The sequence below is a fragment of the Thermosediminibacter oceani DSM 16646 genome (assembly GCF_000144645.1).
Lineage (GTDB): Bacteria > Bacillota > Thermosediminibacteria > Thermosediminibacterales > Thermosediminibacteraceae > Thermosediminibacter > Thermosediminibacter oceani.
In genome coordinates, this window is the sequence record NC_014377.1 from 1463716 (window position 1) to 1487092 (window position 23377).

Annotated in this window: 23 protein-coding genes, 1 pseudogene and 1 riboswitch; of the genes and pseudogenes, 7 read left to right on the plus strand and 17 right to left on the minus strand. The window is 50.1% G+C overall.

Annotated features, from left to right (window positions below; genetic code table 11):
• Positions 1–4: 4 nt before the first annotated feature.
• Positions 5–382, minus strand: a complete 378-nt coding sequence (locus TOCE_RS07510) for a DUF1284 domain-containing protein (RefSeq protein ID WP_013276273.1) — start codon at positions 380–382, stop codon at positions 5–7.
• A complete protein-coding gene (locus tag TOCE_RS07515) occupies positions 379–912 on the minus strand; it encodes a thioredoxin family protein (protein ID WP_013276274.1) in 534 nt (177 codons plus the stop codon). The genes TOCE_RS07510 and TOCE_RS07515 overlap by 4 nt, the downstream gene beginning before the upstream one ends.
• Positions 913–1031: 119 nt before the next feature.
• On the opposite strand from TOCE_RS07515, the gene TOCE_RS07520 reads away from it, so the two are divergent.
• Together TOCE_RS07520 and yfcE are read left to right on the plus strand one after the other, a co-directional pair.
• Positions 1032–2381 carry a CCA tRNA nucleotidyltransferase gene (locus TOCE_RS07520; RefSeq protein ID WP_013276275.1) on the plus strand — a complete coding sequence of 450 codons (1350 nt, stop codon included), beginning with the start codon at positions 1032–1034 and terminating at the stop codon, positions 2379–2381.
• The gene (gene yfcE, locus TOCE_RS07525; RefSeq protein ID WP_013276276.1) at positions 2359–2907 is read left to right on the plus strand and encodes a phosphodiesterase; all 549 of its coding nucleotides are present in this window, start codon (positions 2359–2361) and stop codon (positions 2905–2907) included. Before TOCE_RS07520 ends, yfcE begins: the two co-directional genes overlap by 23 nt.
• A 136-nt stretch (positions 2908–3043) precedes the next feature.
• Here yfcE and purD read toward each other — a convergent pair whose 3' ends face one another.
• From purD to purE, 10 genes are all read right to left on the minus strand, one after another.
• Positions 3044–4297: a phosphoribosylamine--glycine ligase gene (gene purD / locus TOCE_RS07530; RefSeq protein WP_013276277.1), complete on the minus strand. Its 1254-nt coding sequence runs from the start codon at positions 4295–4297 to the stop codon at positions 3044–3046.
• An 18-nt stretch (positions 4298–4315) separates the two neighbouring features.
• A complete protein-coding gene (gene purH, locus TOCE_RS07535) occupies positions 4316–5872 on the minus strand; it encodes a bifunctional phosphoribosylaminoimidazolecarboxamide formyltransferase/IMP cyclohydrolase (protein WP_013276278.1) in 1557 nt (518 codons plus the stop codon).
• Positions 5872–6507 (minus strand): phosphoribosylglycinamide formyltransferase, encoded by a 636-nt coding sequence (purN, locus tag TOCE_RS07540; protein ID WP_013276279.1) that lies wholly within the window; start codon positions 6505–6507, stop codon positions 5872–5874. The genes purH and purN overlap by 1 nt, the downstream gene beginning before the upstream one ends.
• On the minus strand, positions 6495–7532 hold the full coding sequence (purM, locus tag TOCE_RS07545) for a phosphoribosylformylglycinamidine cyclo-ligase (protein ID WP_013276280.1): 1038 nt from the start codon (positions 7530–7532) through the stop codon (positions 6495–6497). Before purM ends, purN begins: the two co-directional genes overlap by 13 nt.
• 12 nt (positions 7533–7544) lie before the next feature.
• Entirely contained in the window at positions 7545–8948 is a 1404-nt protein-coding gene (purF, locus tag TOCE_RS07550; protein WP_041424156.1) for an amidophosphoribosyltransferase, read from the minus strand.
• Positions 8948–11161, minus strand: coding sequence for a phosphoribosylformylglycinamidine synthase subunit PurL (purL, locus tag TOCE_RS07555; RefSeq protein WP_013276282.1), 2214 nt, complete (start codon positions 11159–11161; stop codon positions 8948–8950). Before purL ends, purF begins: the two co-directional genes overlap by 1 nt.
• Positions 11145–11864 (minus strand): phosphoribosylformylglycinamidine synthase subunit PurQ, encoded by a 720-nt coding sequence (gene purQ / locus TOCE_RS07560; RefSeq protein ID WP_013276283.1) that lies wholly within the window; start codon positions 11862–11864, stop codon positions 11145–11147. Before purQ ends, purL begins: the two co-directional genes overlap by 17 nt.
• Positions 11861–12115 carry a phosphoribosylformylglycinamidine synthase subunit PurS gene (purS, locus tag TOCE_RS07565; protein ID WP_013276284.1) on the minus strand — a complete coding sequence of 85 codons (255 nt, stop codon included), beginning with the start codon at positions 12113–12115 and terminating at the stop codon, positions 11861–11863. The genes purQ and purS overlap by 4 nt, the downstream gene beginning before the upstream one ends.
• An 81-nt stretch (positions 12116–12196) precedes the next feature.
• A complete protein-coding gene (gene purC / locus TOCE_RS07570; RefSeq protein WP_013276285.1) occupies positions 12197–12901 on the minus strand; it encodes a phosphoribosylaminoimidazolesuccinocarboxamide synthase in 705 nt (234 codons plus the stop codon).
• Positions 12898–13401 carry a 5-(carboxyamino)imidazole ribonucleotide mutase gene (purE, locus tag TOCE_RS07575; RefSeq protein WP_013276286.1) on the minus strand — a complete coding sequence of 168 codons (504 nt, stop codon included), beginning with the start codon at positions 13399–13401 and terminating at the stop codon, positions 12898–12900. Before purE ends, purC begins: the two co-directional genes overlap by 4 nt.
• Before the next feature lie 76 nt (positions 13402–13477).
• A riboswitch (purine riboswitch) is annotated at positions 13478–13580 on the minus strand.
• Between the two features lie 243 nt (positions 13581–13823).
• Between purE and TOCE_RS07580 the strand changes: the two are divergent.
• The 4 genes and pseudogenes from TOCE_RS07580 to TOCE_RS07595 form a co-directional block, all read left to right on the plus strand.
• Positions 13824–14114, plus strand: a pseudogene (locus TOCE_RS07580) (transposase); the annotation flags it as partial.
• A 164-nt stretch (positions 14115–14278) separates the two neighbouring features.
• Positions 14279–15793, plus strand: coding sequence for an IS21 family transposase (istA, locus tag TOCE_RS07585; RefSeq protein ID WP_083768520.1), 1515 nt, complete (start codon positions 14279–14281; stop codon positions 15791–15793).
• A gap of 51 nt (positions 15794–15844) precedes the next feature.
• The gene (istB, locus tag TOCE_RS07590) at positions 15845–16519 is read left to right on the plus strand and encodes an IS21-like element helper ATPase IstB (protein ID WP_013276287.1); all 675 of its coding nucleotides are present in this window, start codon (positions 15845–15847) and stop codon (positions 16517–16519) included.
• Positions 16520–16578: 59 nt separating this feature from the next.
• Entirely contained in the window at positions 16579–17733 is a 1155-nt protein-coding gene (locus tag TOCE_RS07595) for an IS1182 family transposase (RefSeq protein WP_049817910.1), read from the plus strand.
• Positions 17734–17765: 32 nt separating this feature from the next.
• On the opposite strand, the gene TOCE_RS07600 is transcribed toward TOCE_RS07595, so the two are convergent.
• The 5 genes from TOCE_RS07600 to TOCE_RS07620 all read right to left on the minus strand — a co-directional run bounded on the left by TOCE_RS07600 (position 17766) and on the right by TOCE_RS07620 (position 22481).
• Positions 17766–18941, minus strand: coding sequence for an aminotransferase class I/II-fold pyridoxal phosphate-dependent enzyme (locus TOCE_RS07600; protein WP_013276288.1), 1176 nt, complete (start codon positions 18939–18941; stop codon positions 17766–17768).
• 58 nt (positions 18942–18999) lie between these two features.
• Positions 19000–19689 carry an endonuclease III gene (gene nth / locus TOCE_RS07605; protein ID WP_013276289.1) on the minus strand — a complete coding sequence of 230 codons (690 nt, stop codon included), beginning with the start codon at positions 19687–19689 and terminating at the stop codon, positions 19000–19002.
• A 14-nt stretch (positions 19690–19703) separates the two neighbouring features.
• Entirely contained in the window at positions 19704–20561 is an 858-nt protein-coding gene (locus TOCE_RS07610) for a deoxyribonuclease IV (RefSeq protein ID WP_223156803.1), read from the minus strand.
• Positions 20558–21553 (minus strand): dipeptidase, encoded by a 996-nt coding sequence (locus TOCE_RS07615; protein WP_013276291.1) that lies wholly within the window; start codon positions 21551–21553, stop codon positions 20558–20560. The genes TOCE_RS07610 and TOCE_RS07615 overlap by 4 nt, the downstream gene beginning before the upstream one ends.
• A 67-nt stretch (positions 21554–21620) precedes the next feature.
• Positions 21621–22481 (minus strand): PHP domain-containing protein, encoded by an 861-nt coding sequence (locus tag TOCE_RS07620; protein ID WP_013276292.1) that lies wholly within the window; start codon positions 22479–22481, stop codon positions 21621–21623.
• A 265-nt stretch (positions 22482–22746) separates the two neighbouring features.
• On the opposite strand from TOCE_RS07620, the gene TOCE_RS07625 reads away from it, so the two are divergent.
• Entirely contained in the window at positions 22747–23301 is a 555-nt protein-coding gene (locus tag TOCE_RS07625; protein WP_013276293.1) for a nitroreductase family protein, read from the plus strand.
• Positions 23302–23377: the final 76 nt, after the last annotated feature.

Sequence of the window (23377 nt, forward strand, 5' to 3'; positions counted from 1 at the left end):
TAGGCTACCTCACCCTGTCGCAGACACTTTCCCAGTCACATCCCCGGCAGAAAGAAGAAAACCAGTGCTCCGGCGCCGACTTTATTTTTTCTTTTAATTTCAACCAATTTACCCTTTGTCCCGCGCTGATTTTCAGGAAACTCAAAGCTTTGCCGTCAAGTTGCCTGATCTCCTGGTCGGCACCCTCCTTATGAGCACAGCGGTTTCCCGAAAGGTACGGACACGCCCTGCACACATCGTCGGGGCCCTCTACCACTTCGATTTCCTCACCGCGGCCGGCCCTATCGACCAATCCCTTCAGGTTATCGACAAATTCCCTGTTGTAACCTTCACCCTGGAAAAAATGGAGGCATATTAGGTGATGTCCCCTGAACCTTATCATCTTTCACCATCCCCTGCTTTTTTTGAACCTTCAATTATTTGAAGAAAATCACCGGCTATGACCTCCGAGTATTTACCCTGCCTGTATTCCCTGCGGGCCACTATAATGTCCGGCTGGTATCCCCTGGCGTAGATGTCTTTTAACATTTGGGGAATCTCCACAAAAGCGCCGAGCTCTTCGTACTTCTCGTTCAGGAAAATAAAGGTAGGTATCCGGGGCTTGCCTTCGTACTTATACTTTTCCAGGAAATCCTCATAGCCTTCTCTCGGGAGTATTGCAAAATCAATCAATCCGTTGATTTCGGCAATTTTCTTAAGAACCGGCAGGCTGACTATACAGTCGGGACACCAGGGTTCGGCAAAGACCAGTACCCGGATTTTTTCTGTTATTTTCTCAATCCGTTCCAGCGTCTTTTCCGAAAGTTTAATATCCTCGTAGCATTTCTCAAATTCCCGCCTGTATTTTTGGTCGGCCTCTTCTAAAAATTCATTGTATTTTATACCTTTTTCATACAATTCTCTCATCAACATAAAGTATCCCACCTCCCGTCTCATTATAACATACTTGCCATGCCTGTGAAATCAAAAAAATTGTATATTTAGAAGCTATATGTTAAGATAAAAATAACACAGCGCAGGGGGAAATTGCCATGGAGCTTAATGTAAAAATTCCCGTAATAGTAAAGCAAATATGCCTTGAATTAAATACCCGGGGTCATCAGGCTTTCGTTGTGGGAGGTGCTTTGAGGGACATAATACTCGGGCGCGAAAGCCCCGATTACGATATAGCCACCGACGCTCTGCCGGAAAGGATTGCTTCCATATTCGCCGACGCAATTCCTTACGGCAATTTCGGCACAATGCTTTTAATTCGCGGCAACACGAAGATCGAAGTGACACCCTTTAGAGACGACGCTCCCGGCAGAAAACCACATTATACTTTCGGAGGCACGATTTATACCGACCTGGCCCGCAGGGATTTTACCATAAATTCCATGGCTTACGACCCTATCACAGGCCAATTCATCGACCCCTTTGGAGGTCTTAACGACTTGAAGGCACGTACAATCAGGTGTACCGGCTCTACAAAAAGGGTCTGGGAAGACCCACTGCGGGCTTTAAGAGCCGCCAGGTTTCAGGCTCAGCTGGGTTTTGCAATAGAACCGTCTACCATGTATTCCCTCAAAGCCTACGCATCAATGCTGGACACTATTTCCCGGGAAAGGATAAGAGACGAACTGTCGAAGTTAATCACATCCGACCATCCCTTCGATGGCCTGGTGACTCTGGTGGTAACCGGACTGATGAATTACATAATACCCGAACTAATGGAAGGCATGGGGATGAGGCACTTTAACAAGCCCGCCGACGTCCTGGAACACAACCTGCTGGCCTGCAGGTATGTCAAAAACTCCCTTCACCTGCGCCTCGCTGCATTGCTCCACGATGTGGGAAAGCCCGGGTGTGCCGTAGAGGGTAAAAAAGGACTCGAATTTCCCGGTCATCATCTCAAATCCGTGGAAACGGCAAAGCACATACTGAAAAATCTCAGATTCGACAGTAAGACAATAAAAAAAGTGCTGCTGTTGATAGAGCACCATATGTTCGTATACTCGCCGGATTCACCCCTCTCGGAAGCAAGGCGGCTGATTTCCAGGGTGGGCTGGCAAAACATATACGACCTTATTGAACTCAGGATGGCCGACCGGCTGGCCAGCGGTTTCAATGAGGCCGCTGGCCCAGGTCTAAAGAAACTCATAAACGACCTGGAAGAGTTGAAAAAGGAGAACTCCGATTACAAAATCAAGGACCTGGCCGTATCCGGAAAAGAACTCATCGAAACTCTAGGAATCCGGTCGGGGCCTATAGTGGGCAAACTCCTGAACAGGCTTCTGGAAGATGTTATCGAAAACCCGGAACTCAATAGCAAGCGGACTTTACTTGAACTTGCTGAAAAGTATTTAAAGGAGGAGTTATATGAGGATAGGCATTATCAGTGACACGCACGGCAGCCCCACGGCTTTTCGGAAGGCGCTGGGTGTCCTGGGCCGGTGCAACTTCATACTCCATGCCGGCGACGTACTTTACCACGGCCCCAGGAATCCCCTGCCCGAAGGCTATAACCCGAAAGAGCTGGCGGAAATTATAAACGGCATCGATATTCCTTTGCTGATAGCAGCCGGAAACTGCGACGCACCCATCGACCAGATGCTAATATCAGTCCCTATCCAGTCGCCCTATACGATGCTTTGCTTTGACAACCACCGGCTGCTCCTGACCCACGGCCACGACTTGAGCGAAGAAAATCTCGAAGAGCTTGCCGCCAGATGGAAAATCGACATACTGGTCACCGGCCACACCCATGTGAAGGGCATAAAAAAATTGCCCGGCCTCACTCACATAAACCCCGGTTCTTGCTCGCTACCCAAGGATGGCATACCCTCGGTGGGGTTGATAGACGGTTCACGGGTTTTACTGATTAACCTGGATACCGGCCAGGCACTGCAGGAAGAAGAATTAAATTGAACATGAACCCTTTCAACCGGTGATTTAACCCGGCCGCTCAAAGCCCGGAGGCTGTAACTCCCGTATTCCGAGTTGGGGGTTTTCCCGCCGGGAGCGGCCGGGTTTTAAATTAACGGTTTCCTTTTTTACATCGATTTTAAAGTCCTATATCCTTTCTGTAATGCATCCCGTCAAAGCGGATCCTCGAAACCGCCCGGTAGGCGATTTCCCTTGCCTCTTCCTCTGTCCTCCCCAGGGCCGTTACACCCAGCACCCTTCCGCCCGCTGTGATTATTTTCCCATCCTTTAAAGCTGTACCCGCGTGAAAAACCATCGCACCTTCCCCTTCGGCATCTTCAATCCCGGCGATTTCCTTCCCTTTTTCGTAGTCCCCCGGATAGCCCGCCGATGCCAGTACGACGCAGACGGCCTTTTCACCGGTCCAATTTATATTGCATTCGGAAAGCCTGCCTTCAATAACGGCTTCTATAACGTCGACCAGGTCGGTTTTCAACCTGGGTACCACCACCTGGGTCTCCGGATCGCCGAACCTGCAGTTGAATTCAAGCACCTTCGGACCTTTAGAAGTCAGCATGAGGCCCGCATAGAGCACCCCTTTGAAGGGAATGCCTTCCAGGCGCATGGCTTCGAGGGTTTTTTGGATTATATTTTTATTCACGTATTCCGAAACATCGGGAGTATAATAATGCGCTGGAGAGACGGCCCCCATACCACCGGTATTCGGTCCGCGATCTTTGTCGTAAGCCCTCTTGTAATCCCTGCTGCACTCCATGGGCACGGCAGTAACTCCATCGCAAAAAGCTAACACCGTCACCTCGCGTCCTTCCAGAAACTCCTCGATAACCACCCTCCTGCCGGAATCGCCGAAAATCCCGTCTTTCATTATCGACTTCACGGCGTCAAGAGCTTCTTCCCTTTCCCGGGCCACCATAACACCCTTGCCGGCGGCAAGACCTTCGGCTTTTATCACCAGCGGAGTTTCAGCCTCCCTTATATACCGGCCCGCTTCCTCGGGATCGTCGAAAACCCGGTAGTCCGCCGTAGGGATGCCGTATTTTTTCATTAGTTCCTTGGCAAACACTTTGCTGCCCTCGATTCTTGCGGCGGCCTTAGAAGGTCCGAATATCCTGAGCCCCCGCTTCTCGAACTCATCGACTATACCCGCAACCAGCGGAGCTTCCGGGCCCACAACGGTAAGGTCGATGCCCTGCTTCTGGGCAAAACCGGCAAGGCCTTTTACGTCTTCGGCCTTTATATCAACGCATTGGGCCAGCGCCGCTATGCCCGCATTGCCCGGTAAACAAAAGATCTTCTTTACCCTGGGGCTTTGGGCTATCTTCCAGACCAGGGCATGTTCCCTGCCGCCGCCGCCAACTACCAGCACCTTCATTCTTATATTCCCCCTCTTTCAGTGCTTGAAATGCCTTACGCCGGTGAATACAATTGCAATGCCTCTTTCATCGGCAGCTCTGATGGATTCCTCGTCCCTAACGGAACCTCCCGGCTGAATGATAGCGGTAATTCCGGCTGCTGCCGCGGCTTCCACCACGTCCGGGAAGGGGAAGAAGGCATCCGAAGCCAGTACGGCACCTCTTGCCCTTTCGCCTGCCTGAGCTATGCTCTGCCGGGTAGGCCATATTCGGTTTACCTGACCCATTCCCATTCCCACGGTGGTCCTGTCTTTCGCCAGCACTATGGCGTTGGATTTAACGTGTTTTACCACCTTCCAGGCAAACAGAAGATCCCTCATTTCCGTTTCGGTGGGCGGCCTCTTGGTTACAACTTTAAGGTCTTTTTCGTCAAAGTCCTTTACGTCTGGTTCCTGGACCAGCAGGCCGCCGCTTACCCTTTTGAGGTCCCAGCCGCGGTTTTTCTTTCCCGCCATATCCACTTGAAGAAGCCTCAGGTTTTTCCTGGCCTTCAGGATTTCAAGGGCGTCCTGGTTGAACCCGGGAGCTATTACGATTTCCAGGAATATCTTTAAAAGTTCTTCAGCTGTCGCCGCATCAACGGGCCGGTTCAGCGCCACGATCCCGCCGAAAATGGAGACCGGATCGGCGGCGTATGCCTTTAAATAGGCTTCGCGCAGGTCAGCGCCGCAGGCGGCTCCGCAGGGATTCGTATGCTTTACCGCCACGGCACAGGGTTCTTCAAATTCCAGGACCAGCGCCAGAGCTGCGTCGGCGTCGTTTATGTTGTTAAAGGAAAGTTCCTTGCCGGACAGCTGCTTCGCCCCGGCGATGGTGCCGGTATCCCTCATATCCTTGTAAAGGGCCGCCATCTGGTGGGGATTTTCCCCGTACCTGAGATCCTGCAACTTTTCAAAAGCAAGCGTAAGGTTTTTGGGAAAAATGCTTTGAGTTCTTCCTTTTTCCTCTCCCTCAACGGTACGCCTTAGATAGTCCGAAATCACAGCATCGTAATGGGCGGTATATTCGAAGGCCTTGAGAGCCAGCTGCCTGCGAAAACTGCCGTCGACGTCCCCTTTCTTCCTCAGTTGCTCAAGCACCGCCGGGTAATCCTCCGGATCGCATACCACTATAACGTGCTCGTGGTTTTTGGCGGCTGAGCGCAGCATGGCCGGCCCGCCTATATCTATATTTTCAACGGCTTCGTCCAAGGTGACGCCGGGCTTTTCGATGGTTTGCTTGAAAGGGTAAAGATTTACGGCCACCAGATCTATTGGCTGAATGCCGAGCTCTTCAATTTCCTTTAAATGTATATCCTTATTCCGGATGGCCAGTATAGCGCCGTGGATTTTGGGGTGAAGGGTCTTGACCCTACCGTCGAGTATTTCTGGAAAACCGGTCACTTCCGATACCGGCGTAACTTTGACGCCGTTTTCTTCAAGAGTTTTTGCGGTCCCTCCGGTGGAGATTATTTCCACGCCCATTTCTAAAAGGCCTCTGGCAAAATCCACAACACCGGTTTTATCCGATACGGATATCAAAGCCCGCCTGATCATCAAAGCTCCTCCTTCCTTATCAAAACCCTCCTGCCCGCCACCTGAAGCCTGTTTTCTGCGTAGAGCTTTATGGCTTCGGGCAGGAGCTCGTGTTCGACTTTCAACACCCTGGCAGCCAGACTTTCGGGGGTATCGTCGTCTTCCACCGCTACGGCCTTCTGGAGAATGATTGGCCCCGTATCGGTTCCCTCGTCCACGAAATGGACAGTCGCGCCGGTCACCTTGACCCCGTACTCCAGAACTGCCCTGTGCACCCGAATGCCGTAGAAACCCTTGCCGCAGAAGGATGGTATTAGCGAGGGGTGAATGTTGATTATCCTCCCTGAAAAGGCCCTAACGAAACGGGGGGATAGCACCTTTATGAAACCGGCCAGCACCACGAGATCCACTCCGGCCCAATTTAGCAACTTGATCATCTCTTCTTCATACTCTTCGGCACGACCGTGATCCTCTGGACGAACGACAAAGGTCCTTATGCCGCAGTTTTTCGCCCTTTCCAGGGCGTACACCCCGTCCCTGCTGGATACGACCACCTCGACGGCGGCCTTTAAGTATCCCGATTTAATACTGTCTATTATCGCCTGAAGGTTGGTCCCGTTTCCCGAAACCAGAACTCCAAGCTTTAACGCCGGCAAAATACCACCCCGCCTTCACCCCTGCATATTTCACCTATGTTCCAGGCTTTCAATCCCCGGTTACGGCATAATTTAATGACTTTATCGGCTTCCTCTTCCGGTGCCACGACGACAAAACCTATACCCATGTTGAAAGTCCTGTACATCTCCGCTTTCTCCACATTTCCCATCTTCTGAAGGATCGAAAATACCGGGGGGATATCCCAGGACCCTTCGTTTATCCTGAACTCCAGTCCTCCGGGCAGGATGCGGGGCAGGTTGTCGATAAAACCGCCTCCGGTTATGTGGGCCATACCGTGGATTTCCAGTCCCTCAAGTTCCCTAACGATAGCAGCGTAAATTCTCGTCGGTGTCAGGAGTTCTTCGCCGACGGTCCGCCCAAGTTCATCAATGTAGGTGTTTACGGTAAGGCCTCCCCGGTCAAAAAGTATTTTTCTCGCCAGCGAATAGCCGTTGCTGTGCAGTCCCGACGAAGCTATGCCCAAGACTATATCTTTCTCTTTTATCTTCGACCCGTCGATTATCCTGTCTTTATTCACCACTCCCACGGCAAAACCGGCCAGGTCGTACTCGTTGTCGCCGTAAAACCCGGGCATCTCGGCAGTTTCGCCACCAATAAGGGCGCACCCGGCTTCCCTGCAGCCCTGAGCGACGCCTTTCACGATGTCCGCGATCTTTTCGGGTTCAAGTCTCCCGGTGGCGATATAGTCCAGGAAAAACAACGGCTCGGCGCCGTGGACCAGTATGTCGTTGACGCACATGGCCACGCAATCGATGCCTACGGTGTCGTGTTTGTCCATCATAAAAGCTATTTTGAGTTTGGTTCCCACTCCGTCCGCCCCCGACACCAGGACCGGCCGCCGGTACTTTCCCACGTCGAGCTCGAAGAAACCTCCGAAGCCGCCGATGTCTCCCAGTACCCCGCATCTATGGGTTGACTCGATTTGAGGTTTTATTAGTTTTACGGCCCTGTTGCCCTCATCCACATCCACCCCGGCTTCCCTGTATGTCATCTTTTCATCCATAAGCCATCTCTCCTAACGTTTTTCAAATAAATACTTCTTGCCTTCCCCGGGTACCTGGAGCGGGTAATCACCGGAAAAGCAGCCGGTGCATAAATTATCCGCACCGAGCCCGGTGGATTTTATGAGCCCTTCAAGGCTGAGATACCCAAGGCTGTCGGCGCCTATGAACTTTCTTATTTCATCCACGGTGTAGCTGGCAGCTATGAGTTCCCTGCGGGAGGACGTATCTATGCCGAAATAACACGAAAAACCTATGGGAGGAGAGCTAACCCTAACGTGGACCTCTTTTGCTCCGGCGTCTTTCAGCATCCTTACAATCTGGCCGCTGGTAGTACCCCTTACTATCGAATCGTCTACCAGGACCAGGCGCTTGCCCTTTATTACATCCTTCAGGGCGCTGAGCTTTAACCTCACCCCCAAGTTCCTCAACCGCTGGCTCGGCTGTATGAAGGTCCTGCCTATATACCTGTTTTTGATCAAACCAAATCCAAAGGGTATACCCGAGGCAGCGGCAAAACCCATAGCTGCCACATTGCCGGAGTCAGGCACGCTTATGACCAGGTCCGCATCGGCCGGATGTTCAACGGCAAGATTTTTCCCGGCCTCCCAGCGGGCCGTGTGTACGTTTACCCCGTCTATGGTACTGTCCGGCCGGGCAAAATAGACGAACTCGAAGATGCAAAGGGAACGCCTTGCAGGGCCCTCATACCTTACGCTCCTTAAGCCGTCCCTGTTTATTATCACGATCTCTCCCGGCTCTATATCCCTTACGAATTCAGCCCCGATAGTGTCAAAGGCGCAGCTTTCGGAGGAAATAATGTAGGAGCCGTTGTACCTCCCCAAGCCCAGGGGGCGCAAACCGTGGGGGTCCCGCACACCTATGAGGCTGTCTTCGGTCATTATAGCCAGAGCATACGACCCCCTGATTCGGTCCATGCAGCCCTTTACTGCTCTTATAAGATCCCCGGAAGCTTCCCCGGCTATGAGGAAGGCGATGACCTCGCTGTCAACGGTACTCTGGAACACGGCACCGCTCTCTTCAAGCTCCCGCCTGATATCGGTCGCATTGACCAGATTACCGTTGTGAGCCACCGCCAGTGCCCCCTTCCCGTACTTCACCACCAGGGGCTGGGCGTTGTTCAGCGTGTTGGCCCCCGTAGTGGAGTACCGCACATGCCCGATGGCTATGTATCCCGAAAGGCTGTCGAGAATCTTTTCGCTGAACACTTCGGACACGAGTCCCAGACCCCTGTGGCAACTGATACCCTTCCCGGAACTGACGGCAATGCCGGCGCTCTCCTGTCCCCTGTGCTGTAATGCGTAAAGGCCGTAGTATACTGTCCTGCCTATCGCAGGGTCCTCATGATCCGAATATATTCCAAAAACTCCGCACGCTTCCTTGAGTTTGTCCTCCATCATTTTTCAACCTTCCGCTTTATCGAATCGCACCACGCAGAGGCCATCTTCTCAAGGCAAAGGCTTACCATACCTGCAATACTTCCACCGTTTTTGACCGTTATATCCATGCGCTCCGGGTAAACAAACCCCAGCACGGTGATTTCGACACGCAATTCCTCTGCCAGCTCTTTTAAAGTTGAAAGGTTTTTTTCCGGCAGACTTGCTATTATCCTCGACTGACCTTCACCGAAAAGCAGGGCGTCAGCCCTGAAACCGGTATGAATCTCACCTTTAAACCCCAGGCCGCCGGCTATACAGCTTTCGGCCAGCGCAACGGCAAGCCCTCCTTCGGATATGTCGTGGGCTGAGCTCAGAAGCCCCAGTTCAATGGCCTTCAGGCAGCACTGCTGTACCCTTTTCTCCCTCTCCAGGTCGACCCTCGGAGGCCTGCCTCCCTGGATTCCGAAAATTTGCTTCAGGTATTCGGAGGCGCCGAGTTCGCCGGTATTAGTGCCTAATAGAACCACTACATCGCCTTCTTTTTTAAAGGCCATGGTGCAACGCCTTTCCACGTCTTCCAGCAGCCCGACCATACCCACCACGGGAGTCGGGAAAACGGTCCTTTCTTTCGTCTCATTGTAAAAGCTCACGTTGCCGCTTATAACCGGGGTGCCTAGGGCTTTTGCTGCATCGGAAATACCGTCTATGCATTTTTCGAACTGGTAAAATATCTCGGGTTTTTCCGGGTTGCCGAAATTAAGGCAGTCGGTTACGGCTAAAGGTCGGGCGCCGCTCACCACCAGATTTCGTGCGGCTTCGGCCACCGCTTGCTTGCCTCCCTCGTAAGGATCCAGGTAGCAGTAAAGTCCGTTGCAGTCCGTCGTCAATGCGATTCCCTTGCGGGTGCCTTTTATCCTGAGCACGGCCGCGTCGGAACCGGGGGGTACAACCGTATCCGCGCGGACGGTGTGGTCGTACTGCCGGTAAACCCAAGCTTTGCTCGCGATATTTGGAGATGCAAGAAGCCTCAACAACACCTCATTCAGGTCTGAGGGCATTTCCAGCCTGGAGTAATCTATATCCGTATTGTCCATATAAGCCGGCCTCCTGCCTTCCCGCTTGATCACCGGCGCACCCTCCGCCAGAGACTTGGCCGGAACTTCGGCTACCACCCGGCCGTTTTCCAGCACCCTCAGCATACCGTCGCCGGTCACCGTGCCTATTTTTACGGCGTGCAGGTCCCATTTTTCGAAGATCTTTTGTACATCCTCTTCATGCCCCTTCTCCACGATGACCAGCATGCGCTCCTGGGATTCCGAAAGCATTACTTCATACGGCGTCATCCCTTCCTCCCGCCTGGGAACCAGGGCTACGTCCAGCTCTATACCCGTGCCCGCCCTGGCGGCCGTCTCCGAACAGGCACAAGTCAGGCCAGCAGCGCCCAGGTCCTGTATCCCTACAACCCACCTGTTCTTCCGCAGTTCAAGGCAGGCCTCCAGAAGCAGCTTTTCCATAAACGGATCTCCCACCTGTACCGACGGCCGCTTCGAGGTGGAATCCTCCGAAAGCTCTTCGGAGGCGAAACTGGCCCCGTGGATGCCGTCCCGGCCCGTGGCCGAACCCACCAGCATCACCGAATTGCCCACGCCTGCAGCTCTTCCCCTGACGATTTCTTCGTGGCGGATTATTCCCACGCACATGGCGTTGACCAGAGGATTGTCTCTATACGCTTCGTTGAAATAAACTTCACCGCCTACGGTGGGGATTCCCATGCAGTTGCCGTAATCGGCTATGCCCGAAACCACGCCTTTCAAAAGATATTTGACCCCGGGGTTGTCCGGTTCCCCGAATCTCAGGGAATCCAGCAGGGCTACCGGCCTTGCTCCCATTGCGAATATGTCGCGGATTATTCCTCCCACCCCGGTGGCGGCGCCCTGATAGGGCTCCACCGCCGATGGATGGTTGTGACTTTCAATCTTCATAACCACCGCCAGATTATCGCCTATATCGACGATGCCGGCATTCTCACCCGGCCCCTGGAGCACGTGAGTCCCTTTGACGGGAAACCGTTTCAGCACCGGCCTGGAATTTTTATAGCTGCAGTGCTCGGACCACATGACGCTGTACATGCCCAGTTCCACGTTGTTGGGCTCCCGACCCAGCGTCTTTACGATTTCATCGTATTCGCGGTCCGTTAGGCCCAGTTTTTTTGCATTATCCCTGCCTGCCACTCTTTACCCTCCCCTCGAAGTATTCCAGGATCGACTCGAAGAGTTTTCTGCCGTCGGTATTGCCCAGGATCTCTTCGGCACAGCGCTCCGGATGGGGCATCATTCCGAGTATATTCTTACCTTCATTGAGTATACCGGCAATGTTTTCGAGGGAACCGTTGGGGTTGGCATCATCGGTCAGCATACCGTGCCTGTCGCAGTAGTAGAACGCGATCCTGCCTTCGGCCTTCAACCTTTCTATAGTTTCCCTGCCGGCGTAGTAATTGCCCTCCCCGTGGGCTATGGGCATTCTTACTACCTCACCCCGCCTGTACAGGTTCGTAAAGGGCGTATCCACGGTCTCCACTTTCAGGTATACATCGTGGCAGTGAAATTTAAGATCCCCGTTTCTCATCATGGCTCCGGGCAGAAGGCCGGACTCCAGGAGGATCTGAAACCCGTTGCATATACCCAGAATCAGCTTTCCTTTTTCGGCCGCCCTGTAGACGCTGGCCATGGCCGGCGAAAACCTGGCAATCGCCCCGACCCTGAGGTAATCTCCGTAGGAGAAGCCCCCCGGCAGTATTATCAGATCAAAATCGTCCGGTGAGAAGCGATCTTTGTGAAATACATACTCGGCGGGCTGCCCCAGGACGTTCCTCCACACGTGATAGCAGTCGATATCGCAGTTTGAGCCGGGAAAAACGATAACGGCGCACTTCATAAGTTTTCCTCCGCTATCTCAAAAGTGAAGTCCTCGATAACCGGATTCGCCAGGAGCTTCTCACACATCTCCCGAACGGTCCGGCCCGCGGCACTCCTGTCCTCAGCTTCTAAAGTTATTTCTATCATCTTTCCGGTGCGCGCGCTTTTCACTCCCTCGAACCCCAGGTGATTTAAAGCCCCCAAGATCGCTGCGCCCTGCGGGTCGAGCACGCCGGGCTTAAACCTCACGTGAATTCTTGCAAGATACATCATAATTCCTCCATCGATTTTAATTTTAGGGGTAACAGCCCAGTGCCTTCGTGTCTTGGCCGCTACCATGCTATAAAATTTTCATACTTTTACCCTGCTCAGTATCTCCCTATAGGCTTCCTCTACCCCGCCAAGATCCCTGCGGAAGCGGTCCTTATCCAGTTTTTCCCTGGTCTTTGCATCCCAGAAGCGGCACGTATCGGGGGATATTTCATCGGCCAGGAGTATTTCGCCGTCGAATCTCCCGAATTCCAGCTTAAAATCCACCAGGACGATGCCCTTTTTTATGAGGTATTCCTTTAAAATCTCGTTGACTCTTAAAGAGGTTTCTTCGATGAATCTGATCTCATCTTCGGCGGCCAGGTCCATCGCCAGGACGTGGTAAGCGTTTATCATGGGATCTCCAAGCTCGTCACTCTTATAACAGAATTCTAGCACCGGCCTTTTGAGCTCCAATCCTTCTTCTAAGCCAAGTCTTTTCGCCATGCTTCCGGCTGCGATGTTTCTCACGATAACCTCCAGCGGTAGGATTTTTACAGCTTTTACCAGCATTTCTCTATCACTCAAAAGCTTTACAAAGTGGGTTTTTATGCCGTTTTTTTCGAGAATCTCGAATAACACCGCCGAAATTTTATTGTTTAGCTCGCCTTTGTCCCGGATGGTCCCCCTCTTTTGTCCGTTGAAAGCCGTGGCATCGTCCTTGAATTCCATCACGAAAAGCTTATCATCGTCGGTTCGGTACACTTTTTTTGCCTTGCCTTCGTATATCATTGCAGTTTTTTTCACGGATTTTTCACCTCACCCTTTATTCTTTCATCTTTTTCCATCACTTCCCGGGCCAGGCTCTCCCTGTATTCTTTAAGCTTTGCCTTCAAGTCCGGGTCATTCAAGGCCATTATTTCCACAGCCAGCAGCGCCGCGTTCTTCGCTCCGTCGATTGCCACGGTAGCCACCGGTACACCAGGTGGCATCTGCACTATTGAAAGCAGGGCATCCAAGCCTTCAAGGGCGCTTGACTTTATCGGAACCCCTATGACCGGAAGCGTGGTAAGGGCGGCTATAACGCCAGGCAGGTGGGCCGCCTTTCCCGCTCCGGCGATAACCGCGCTGAAACCCTGGGTCTCGGCGTTTTTTGCAAATTCAATCACCCGCTCGGGGGTGCGGTGAGCCGAAATCACCGATACCTCAAATTCCACCCCGAAATTCCTTAAAATATTCAGAGCATCCTTCATAACACCGTAGTCGGAATCGCTGCCTATCAAAATTGCAATCTTTTCATTACCCATGTTCTACCCCCATCGTTATGTAAAAATAAAAGGTAGAGATGGAAATCTCTACCTAAAAAGCCATTTGGGTTCAGGGTAATAACCGGCCAACCCTTATAGCCAGGGCGGTTTACGGCCGCCCGGTAGAGACTTCCAGGCCCTATTCCTGGAATTATATAAGGGACTTGCTCTTATATTAAATTTGTTCATAATATTACTTACATAATATCATATATCCCTTCAATAATCAACATTTTTTCCGAACATTTTTAGCATATACTGTCGATATCGTACGTTACTTAAGTAAAATACCGGCCATTTAAGGCCGGTACAGACTGTCGACAAAGTAACTGTCGACAGTCTTTTTTTGCAAAAGGTAGTACAAAAATCATCAGCTTTTTAGTAAAATTAAAGAAGATACAAAAATATTGTGGGGCGATGAAATGTTAACGAAGAAAAATAGAGAAATAATAAAGCAAGTAGAATTAGTAAGCATCGATAGCCTGGTGCCTCAAGACCATCTCCTTAGAGCTGTAGAAGAAAGCATCGACTTTAGTTTCATATATGAAGAAGTAAAAGACCTATATAGCGAAAATACAGGAAGACCTAGTATTGACCCGGTAGTGTTAATTAAGCTACTCATGCTCCAAGCATTGTATGGAATCCGCTCCATGCGCCAAACCATCAGAGAAGTAGAAGTCAATGTAGCTTACCGTTGGTTTTTAGGCTATGGATGTTTATTGCATAATTAAAATGGACAGAGTTGCAAAATAAAATCCCCACTTTTGCAACTCAAAAATCCCCAAATTTGCAAAGGTCATTGCAGGCACCCCTAAAAACCTTTACCCTTGTAGTTAGGGAAATCTTAACTGCAAGGGAGGATTGGAGGATGCTCACAATGACCCATATTGATAATATCAGAAAAGCGTTCTTTATGAAAGGGCAAAATATCAGCGAGATAGCCCGGGAATTCCAAAAAGACCGAAAAACTATACGCAAGTATATTTATCAAGAAGACTGGAACACCAGGGTTAAAGTTGAAGAAGTTAAACATACCTTCCCAAAACTCGACCCTTTCAAGGCGGATATAGATCAGTGGCTTGAAGAAGATAAAAAAGCTCGCAAAAAGCAGAGGCATACCGCCAAAAGGATTTATGACAGGCTCTGTGAAAAATACCAAGATAAGTTTAACTGTTCTTACCGCACCGTAGCAGGCTACGTAGCCATGAGAAAAAAAGAATTGTACCAGGACAACTCATGTCGTCTGCCGCTGGAACATATCCCGGGTGAAGCGCAGGTGGATTTCGGTGAGGCAGACTTTTACGAAAACGGGACGCTGCATCACGGATTTTATCTGAACCTGTCGTTTCCCTACAGTAACGTAGGATATACCCAGCTTTTCAAGGGAGAAAACCAGGAATGCCTGTTTCAGGGACTTAAGGACATATTTGAACACTTGGGGGGAGTACCCCGTAAGCTATGGTTTGATAACGCCAGCACTATCGTGAAACTCTCGAAAAATGGAGAGCGCAAACTAACCGACGCCTTCCTGAGGTTCAAGCAGCACTATGGTTTTGAAGCGGTATTCTGTAACCCTGCTTCCGGCCATGAAAAGGGTAATGTGGAAAACAAGGTGGGATACCACCGGCGCAACTTCCTTGTCCCGGTCCCCAGGTTTGAAAAGCTGGAGGATTTTAACCGCGAACTTTTACGATTGTGCGACCGGGACATGCACCGCGAACACTACCGGAAGGAGGCATCCATAGCCGAACTTTTTAATGAAGACCGTAAGGCTCTGCTTGAGCTGCCTACCGTTCCTTACGAGGTAGCCGGTTACATAACAGTCAAAACCAACGCCTACGCCAAATTCAGCTTGAACGGTGGAAAGCACCTATACTCTACCGCCCCCAAATACGCCAACAGCCGGGTGCTTGTAAAGATAACAGCCCATGAGGTCATACCGCTGGATGAGAGCCACCGGGAAATCGTGCGCCACCGGCGGCTTTACGGGGACAACAAGCAAGAAAGCATGGACTGGCTGCCATATCTTACCCAGCTTTCCCGCTGTCCGGGAGCCCTTAAGTATTCGGGAATATACAGCATGCTGCCGGACCCACTCCGGGAATACCTCGACGGCTTAAGCAAAAGTGAGCGCGGCAAAGCGCTCAAGGCTTTGGCTGTGCTTTGTACCAAAAGCAGTTTTGAACAGGCTGTGAACGCTGTAGCCGAGGCTCTCCTTTACGGAGTGCAGGATTTAGACAGCCTCGTAGCCATCCATAACAGGATAACGGGTATAACCCCGCAGTTGGAGCCGGTAAAGATTCCGGAAGGGGTTCCTGAACTCACTGCATTCCGCTTCAATGCAGAAGACTATGACAAAGCCTTTCTGAAAGGCGGTGCCAATTTATGCTGAAGGACGAAATCGCCCGCCTGCTGTAAAGCATTAAAACTCAGCCGCAATCTAGTGGAAAACTGCGACAAGATCGAGGCTCAAAGCCATGAAGAATACCTGCTGAAGCTGCTAAGATTAGAACTGGAGCACAGAGACGCAAGCCGAAAGGACAGGCTTTTGAAAAATGCGGGCTTTTACACGATAAAGACCTTTGCCGGCTACATATTCGATGAAATCAAACTCCCGCAGGGGCTTACACCGCAGGACCTAAAAGATTGCAAATTTCTCGAAGAAAAGAAAAACCTGATCCTTTACGGCAACGTGGGAACCGGCAAAACCCATCTTGCCACCGCCATCGGTGTGGAGGCCTGTAAAAAAGGCTACAACGTAAAGTTTTTCCGCACTGCAGCGCTGGTAAACCGGCTGGTGGAAGCCCGGAAGGGAGGTGAACTTTCCGGGTTACTGAAACAGCTTTCCAAACCAGATCTTCTGATCTGCGACGAATGGGGCTATGTTCCTTTGGACCGCGAAGGAGCGCAGCTACTTTTTCAGGTGATTTCGGACTGCTATGAACGTCGCAGTGTAGTAATTACCACTAACCTGGAATTCAGCCGCTGGGCGAGCATTTTCTACGATGAGCAGATGACAGCAGCAATGATTGACCGGCTAATACACCACAGTTACCTATTGATCTTTGATGGTCAAAGCTACCGGATGAGGCAATCACTCATGAGGCAATTAAGTTAACATAAAAATTCCCCACCGGTGCCTGGGGAAAAACCTTTGCAAAAATGGGGAATTTCCTCTTGCAAAAAACAACTTTTGGAAAAAACTATGAACGGCGGTTTAAGGAAAGTGATCTATTTGAAAAGATATTCGAGCGGGTGTTGATGGAAGCAATAGAATGCGGGTTTGTTAAAACAGATGCAGTATTTATCGATGCTACTCACATAAAAGCCAGTGCCAATAAGAATAAATATATCGAGAAAGTCGCTAAGCAACGGACTCAAAAATATAAGGAAGAACTTTTAAAAGAAATCAACGCCGAACGGGAAGCAAACGGTAAAAAGCCCTTTGAAGAAGAAGATGATGATGACGATAACAACAAAGGAGAAAATAGCTCTAAAAAAGTCAGGGTAAGCACCACAGATCCTGAAAGTGGGATGTTTCAAAAAGGGGAAAAAGAGCGCTGCTTTGCCTACACAGCTTCTGTAGCCTGTGACCGGAACAACTTTGTCCTTGGTGTCAAAATAGCACCTGGAAATGTTCATGACAGCCAGGTATTCTCCCATTTATTTCAAGAAGTAAACGATAAATTTTCTAAAATAGAGGCGGTAGTGGTTGATGCAGGCTACAAAACCCCCGGGATATGCAGAGAAATCATTGAGGCAGGAGCGCTTCCCGTTATGCCCTACAAGAGGCCGATGACCAAAGATGGCTACTTTAAAAAACGCGAATACGTCTATGACGAATATTATGATTGTTACATATGCCCCAACAACCAAATATTAGAATACAGCACCACCAACCGGGCGGGATACCGGGAATATAGGAGCAACCCCCAAATATGCTGTAAATGTCCCATGCGCCTACAGTGCACCAAAAGTAAAAATTACACAAAAATCATAACTCGGCATATATGGGAGCATTACATAGAAATAGCGGAAGATATAAGACACACCCAATGGGGTAAAGAACTATACAAAATGCGCGGCCAGACCATCGAGCGGGTATTTGCCGATGCGAAGGAAAAGCATGGCATGCGCTATACAAATCTACGAGGCTTGAGGAAAGTTGGACATTACCTCACGCTTCTTTTCGCATGCATGAATTTAAAAAAGCTGGCTTTATGGAAGAAAAGACGGGGAACGTTTCCGCCAACAGTCCCCGCTTTACATTCGTTTTTCTTAAAAATTTTCTTCGCCTTCAACAAAAAGCCGCTTTTAGGTTATGCATCCTAAAAGCGGCTTTGTCTACAAGCTGTACCGGCCGTTTAAGGCCGGTATTTTATTTCTTTCAAAAAAGCATCGATTCTATCTACTGCCTCTTCGAGGTTTGCCATCGATGTGGCATAGGCTATTCTTATAAAGCCCTGGCCGGTCTCCCCGAAGGCGCTGCCGGGGACCACTGCCACCTTTTTCTCCTTCAGGAGCCTCTCGGCGAATTCCTCCGACGAAAGGCCGGTATTTTTTATAGACGGGAAAATGTAAAAGGCGCCCTTCGGCTCGAAGCACTCGAGACCCATATTTTTCAGGCTGTTCAAAAGAAAAATCCGCCTTTTGTCATACTCGCTGCGCATCAGCTCTATATCGGCGTCACCGTTTCTCAGAGCTTCTATCGCGGCATACTGTCCCATGGTGGGAGCGCAGGTGACGCTGTACTGGTGGACTTTGAGCATCTCTGACGCCAGGCCCTCGGGAGCCGCAATGTATCCCAGCCTCCAGCCGGTCATCGCATAGGCCTTTGAAAAGCCGTTTATCGTCACCGTTCTCTCGCGCATCCCCGGAATCGTCGCAAAAGCCGTATGCTCGACGCCGTAAGTGAGCTCTGCGTATATCTCATCGGTAACAACGATGAGATCGTGCTTTTCGACAATTCGGGCGATGTCTTCCAACTGTTTGCGGCTCATCACCGCTCCCGTTGGGTTATTGGGATAGTTCAGTATCAGTACCTTTGACCTGGGAGTTATGTACCTTTCCAGTATATCGGGTTTCAGGGTGAATTCGTCTTCCTGGTACGTAGGCACAAAAACCGGCCTGCCCCCTGCGAGAATCGTGCAGGGTTTATACGCCACAAAAGAGGGTTCGGGAATAAGCACTTCGTCCTCAGGGTTTAACAACGTCCTAATTGCCACGTCGATGGCTTCACTGGCACCAATTGTGACTATTATTTCCGTTTCCGGAGAGTACTGAAGCCCGAAACGGCGTTTTAGATAATCAGCTATCTCGCGGCGAAGTTCCATCAGGCCGGGATTGGGAGTGTAGGAGGTTTTTCCCTCGTCGAGAGCCCTTTTGGCCGCACCGCTTATGTGGGAAGGAGTGACAAAATCGGGCTCTCCTATGCATAGGGATATTGCTTCAGGCATCTGGTTTACCAGATTAAAAAAATGCCTTATGGTGGAAATTCGGACTTTTTTAACGCCTTCCGATACGTATTTTTTGTAATCCACGGAAACCCCTCTCCCTTCTTTTCATACATAATAGCAGGGAACCCACTGTTACAGCAGATCAAGACCCATTTCTATTGTATTCATAAGTATAATAGCGGCATGAATCTTTCAGAACGCAATTTTCACATTTTGGTTTTCTGGCCGTACAGACGCGCCGTCCGTGGTTGATGAGCCAGTGATGGGCCTTTATCCAGTATTCCCTCGGTACCTTTGCTGTCAGGTCCTTTTCAACACCCAGGGGATCCTTTCCGTCGGAAAACCCCAGTCGCCTGGCCACCCTGAATACATGGGTATCCACCGCAAAGGCCGGTTTCCCGAAGGCGTTGGCCAGGATTACGTTGGCTGTCTTACGGCCAACCCCTGGTAGTTTAATGAGCTCCTCAAATTCATCCGGAACGCGGCCACCGTATTTTTCCACGATAATGCGGGAGGTCTCGATTATGTTTTTGCTCTTGCTCCTGAAAAGGCCGCATTCCTTTATGTCTTCCTCCAGTTCATGCCGCTCGGCACGGGCAAAGTCTTCCGGCCCCTTGTATTTTTTAAAAAGCCTGGCCGTCACCTGATTAACCCGCCTATCGGTGCACTGGGCTGAAAGGATCGTAGCCACCAAAAGCTGGAACGGGTTTTCGTACCGCAGGGCCGTAGTAGCGTTCGGATAAGACTCCTCAAGCAGTGCAAGTATCTTCCGGATGCGCTCTTTTTCCTCTTCGCTGATCTTCATATTGCCGTTTAAATTATTTTCCCTCATAGCCATCCCTATCTTCAGCCATTTTCTTTGCTCATTTCCTTTAAAATCGCTATCTCTTTTTTATAGTTTTCCATGCCACCGGGGGTCTCCAGCAAAAAGGCTCTGCCTTTTAAGGCGGGGTGAGTTATGACTCTTTTTATGGCTTCAAGCCCGAGTTGCCCTTGGCCCAGGTTGGCATGCCGGTCCTTACGGCTGGCCAGGCCAAATTTACTGTCGTTCAGGTGCACGGCTTTAATTTTATCTAACCCCAGCACTCGGTCAAACTCCGCCAGGACCTCGTCCAGGCGGTCCTTAACGTCATATCCCGCACCGTAAAGGTGGCAGGTGTCTATACACACACCGAAGGCATGGGGAATGCCGGTTTTATCCATTATATCGTACAGCTGCTCAAAGGTATATCCCACTTCGCTGCCCGAACCGGCCATGGTCTCCAAAAGTACCATCACCCTTTCCCTGCCTGTGACGACCTCTTTTAACACCGCTGCGATTCTTTCAATACCCGCTTCCACTCCGTCGCCCAGGTGGCTACCCGGATGTATCACGAGGTAAGGAGCCCCCACCTTTTCCAGTCTATCCAGGTCTTCCCTGAGCACCCTCCTCGTAAAGTCCGCCGTCTCATTTTTATTAGCCGCCATGTTCACGGTATAGGGCGCGTGGGCCACCATGGGCCCGAAGTTTTCCTTCTCCCGCAACTCAAAAGATTTTTTAATATCGTTTTCGTCCAGGGCCTTGGCGGCGCCTCCCCGCGGATTCCGGGTGAAAAACTGAAGGGTGTTGGCCCCGATAGAAAGGGCTTCTTTCACCGCGTTTTCGTAACCCTTTGAAATCGATATATGGGCGCCAAATAGCATGGCAAATTCTCCTTTCTTCATTTGCTCTGCACCTGTTCGTATACCCTGATGAAGTTATTCCCCAGGATTTTCCCGATGTCTTCATCGGAGTAACCCCGGTATACGAGGCCACGGGTAATATTCCAGAACTTTTCACAGGATTCCAATCCCGGAACCTCACCGCTAAAACCATCGAAGTCGGAACCGAGACCGACGCAGTCCACTCCCCCGATGCTGGCTATGTAATCGATGGCATCCAGCAGCTTTTCCAGGTTCCCTCCTTCACCGCCGTAACTGGCAAAGTAAAGACTCACCCCGATAACTCCTCCTTTTTCCGCTACGGCCTTTATCTGATCGTCATCGAGGTTCCTTGGAATATCCATGAATTTCCTGGGAAGCGAGTGGGAGACGATTACCGGCTTTGTGGCCGTTTCTATAACATCCCAAAAACCTCTCGGAGATATGTGGGCCAGGTCTACCACCATTCCCAGCCTCTCCATTTCCTTTATGACCTCGACTCCAAAACTCGAAAGCCCTCCTCCGCTCCTGATATCGCCAGCACCGTCGGCAATCGCGTTTCTATTGTTCCAGGTGAGAATCATTGAAGAAACTCCCAGTTCCGAGTATATTCCAAGCATATCCAGGTCTCCCCGGAGGGCTTCACCGCCTTCAATACTTATCAGCGCAGCGATCCTCCCTTCCGCCGCAGCTTTTTTAATACCGTCGGCGGACCTGGTCAGGACCACGTCGCCAGCGTTTTTCTCGAACTCCCGCTTTAATGCGGCAATCCCTTTCAGCGTGGCGTGGACCGCGTCGCCGTACCATTCGGGCCGCACGAACACCGAAAATACCTGGACTTTAATTCCCCCGCTTTTGAGCCTGGGTATATCCAAATGTCCCTCCTCTGACCTTTCTCCGAGAGTTCGCTTACCCTCTAACACCTGAAGGATGGTGTCGCAGTGGGCGTCGAAAACGATGCTCTCACGATGCAGCTTTAGAGCCCTCTGCTCCTGTTCTCCGTTCAGTTGAAACACGGAAGTATACTCTCCTCTCTTTCCGGGTTATTAACTTCACTAAAAGGAGTGAGATTTACGCTTTCCCCTAATATATATGAACCCCATCCAGCCTTAACTGTGAAAAGCGTATATCGGGAACCCCCAAACACCTACTGGCGACAAACTCCCCATGACAATCCGAACCACCGGTCACCAGTAGATTATTTGATTTGCATATTTCAAGACAGTACCGGGTTATTTCAGGGCTATTCTCGGGATGATAGCATTCTATACCTCTAATCCCCTCACCTATCATGAAGGTAATTAAAGCCTTATAATCCTTATCGTAAAACGACGCACCCGGGTGTGCCAATACAGGAACCCCTCCGGCCATGCAAATCGCTTTTATCGCTTCGCCGGGCGATACGAATTCGAGTTTTTCAAAAGGGTTCCCCCAGTCGCCGAATAAGCTGAAAAAGTCTTTATAGCTTCTGCATAACTTTTTATCGATCAAGTAATTTAAAGCTTTCCATCCTCCTCTATCCGGGTTATTTTTATACTCTTTATATTCATCGAAGCAAACAATCGGATACTTCCTTTCGAGATATTTTATGCTTTCATCATCCTTTTCCTCCATTAATTGCCGGTTTCTTTTCAGCAGCCTCTGCAGCTCCTCGTTTTCAGGTTGGATTCCCAAGCCAAGAATATGATAATTATGGTTGTTATAAGTGGTGTTGACCTCCACTCCGTTTATAAATTTGAGACCGTATTCTTTAGCTAGCGCAGCGGTCTCAGCAAGATTTTCCGTGGTATCATGGTCGGTTACGGCAAAAAGTTTAATCCCTGCACTTATCAGCTTTTTCAGCAGGGTTTTTGGTCGCCAGGTGCCATCGGAAGCTGTTGTATGAATGTGCAGATCCGCTTTTATATCGTCAGATTTCCATTCCCCATTAAAAGTAGTGTTCATTCATTGAACCCCCGATTTCCTAAGATTTTACAGTCAAATTACAAAATCAAAAAGATGAAAAAATAAAGCTAAATAGCGAATCAATCATCATATACAATCATCATACACAACTTTAAAACAACGAGCAATACTAATTCGTAAATTCAAAAAACAAGCGCTCAATTGTTGAAACTTTTTCTTTTAACCAGCCGTAATATGACGTTATTTTATGATATATTATTTAGTGAGTGGTATGGAAGTCTATTTTCAAGAGGAGGGAAATATTATGAACGAGGTCATCAATGCCATAAAAACCCGCAGGAGCATCCGGCGGTTCAGGCCGGAACAGATAAAGGAAGAGGAAATACAGACGATCATCGAGGCGGCGATCCATGCCCCCAGCGGGCACAACGAGCAACCTTGGCATTTCACCGTAATACAGGACAAGGAATTAATAGACCACTTCAGCCGCGTGACAAAAAAGCTCATGGCTGAATCGGAGATAGAATGGATAGCTGCCATGGGGCGCAACGAGAGATTTCACCTATTTTACAATGCGCCCACGATAATCGTGGTATCGGGCAGGAAGGACGCTTATTCCGCCTTGATCGACTGCAGCGCTGCCACGCAGAACATGCTGCTGGCTGCTCACAGCCTCGGGCTGGGTGCATGCTGGATAGGCCTTACAAGTTTTCTGTTTAAAATCGAGGAAGAGGTGAAAAAATTTTCTCTCCCGGACGGCTACGAGCCGTTTTTCACCGTGGCCCTGGGGTATCCCGACCCAGCAAAGCAACCACGCCCCATTGAAAGGAAAAGGAACGTCGTAAACTACATAAAGTAAAGACGTAAATCGCTATACGTTCAGCTAACCCATAGCCATAATGATCCTTCGGATGATGAATAAAAGTCCGTGAAAG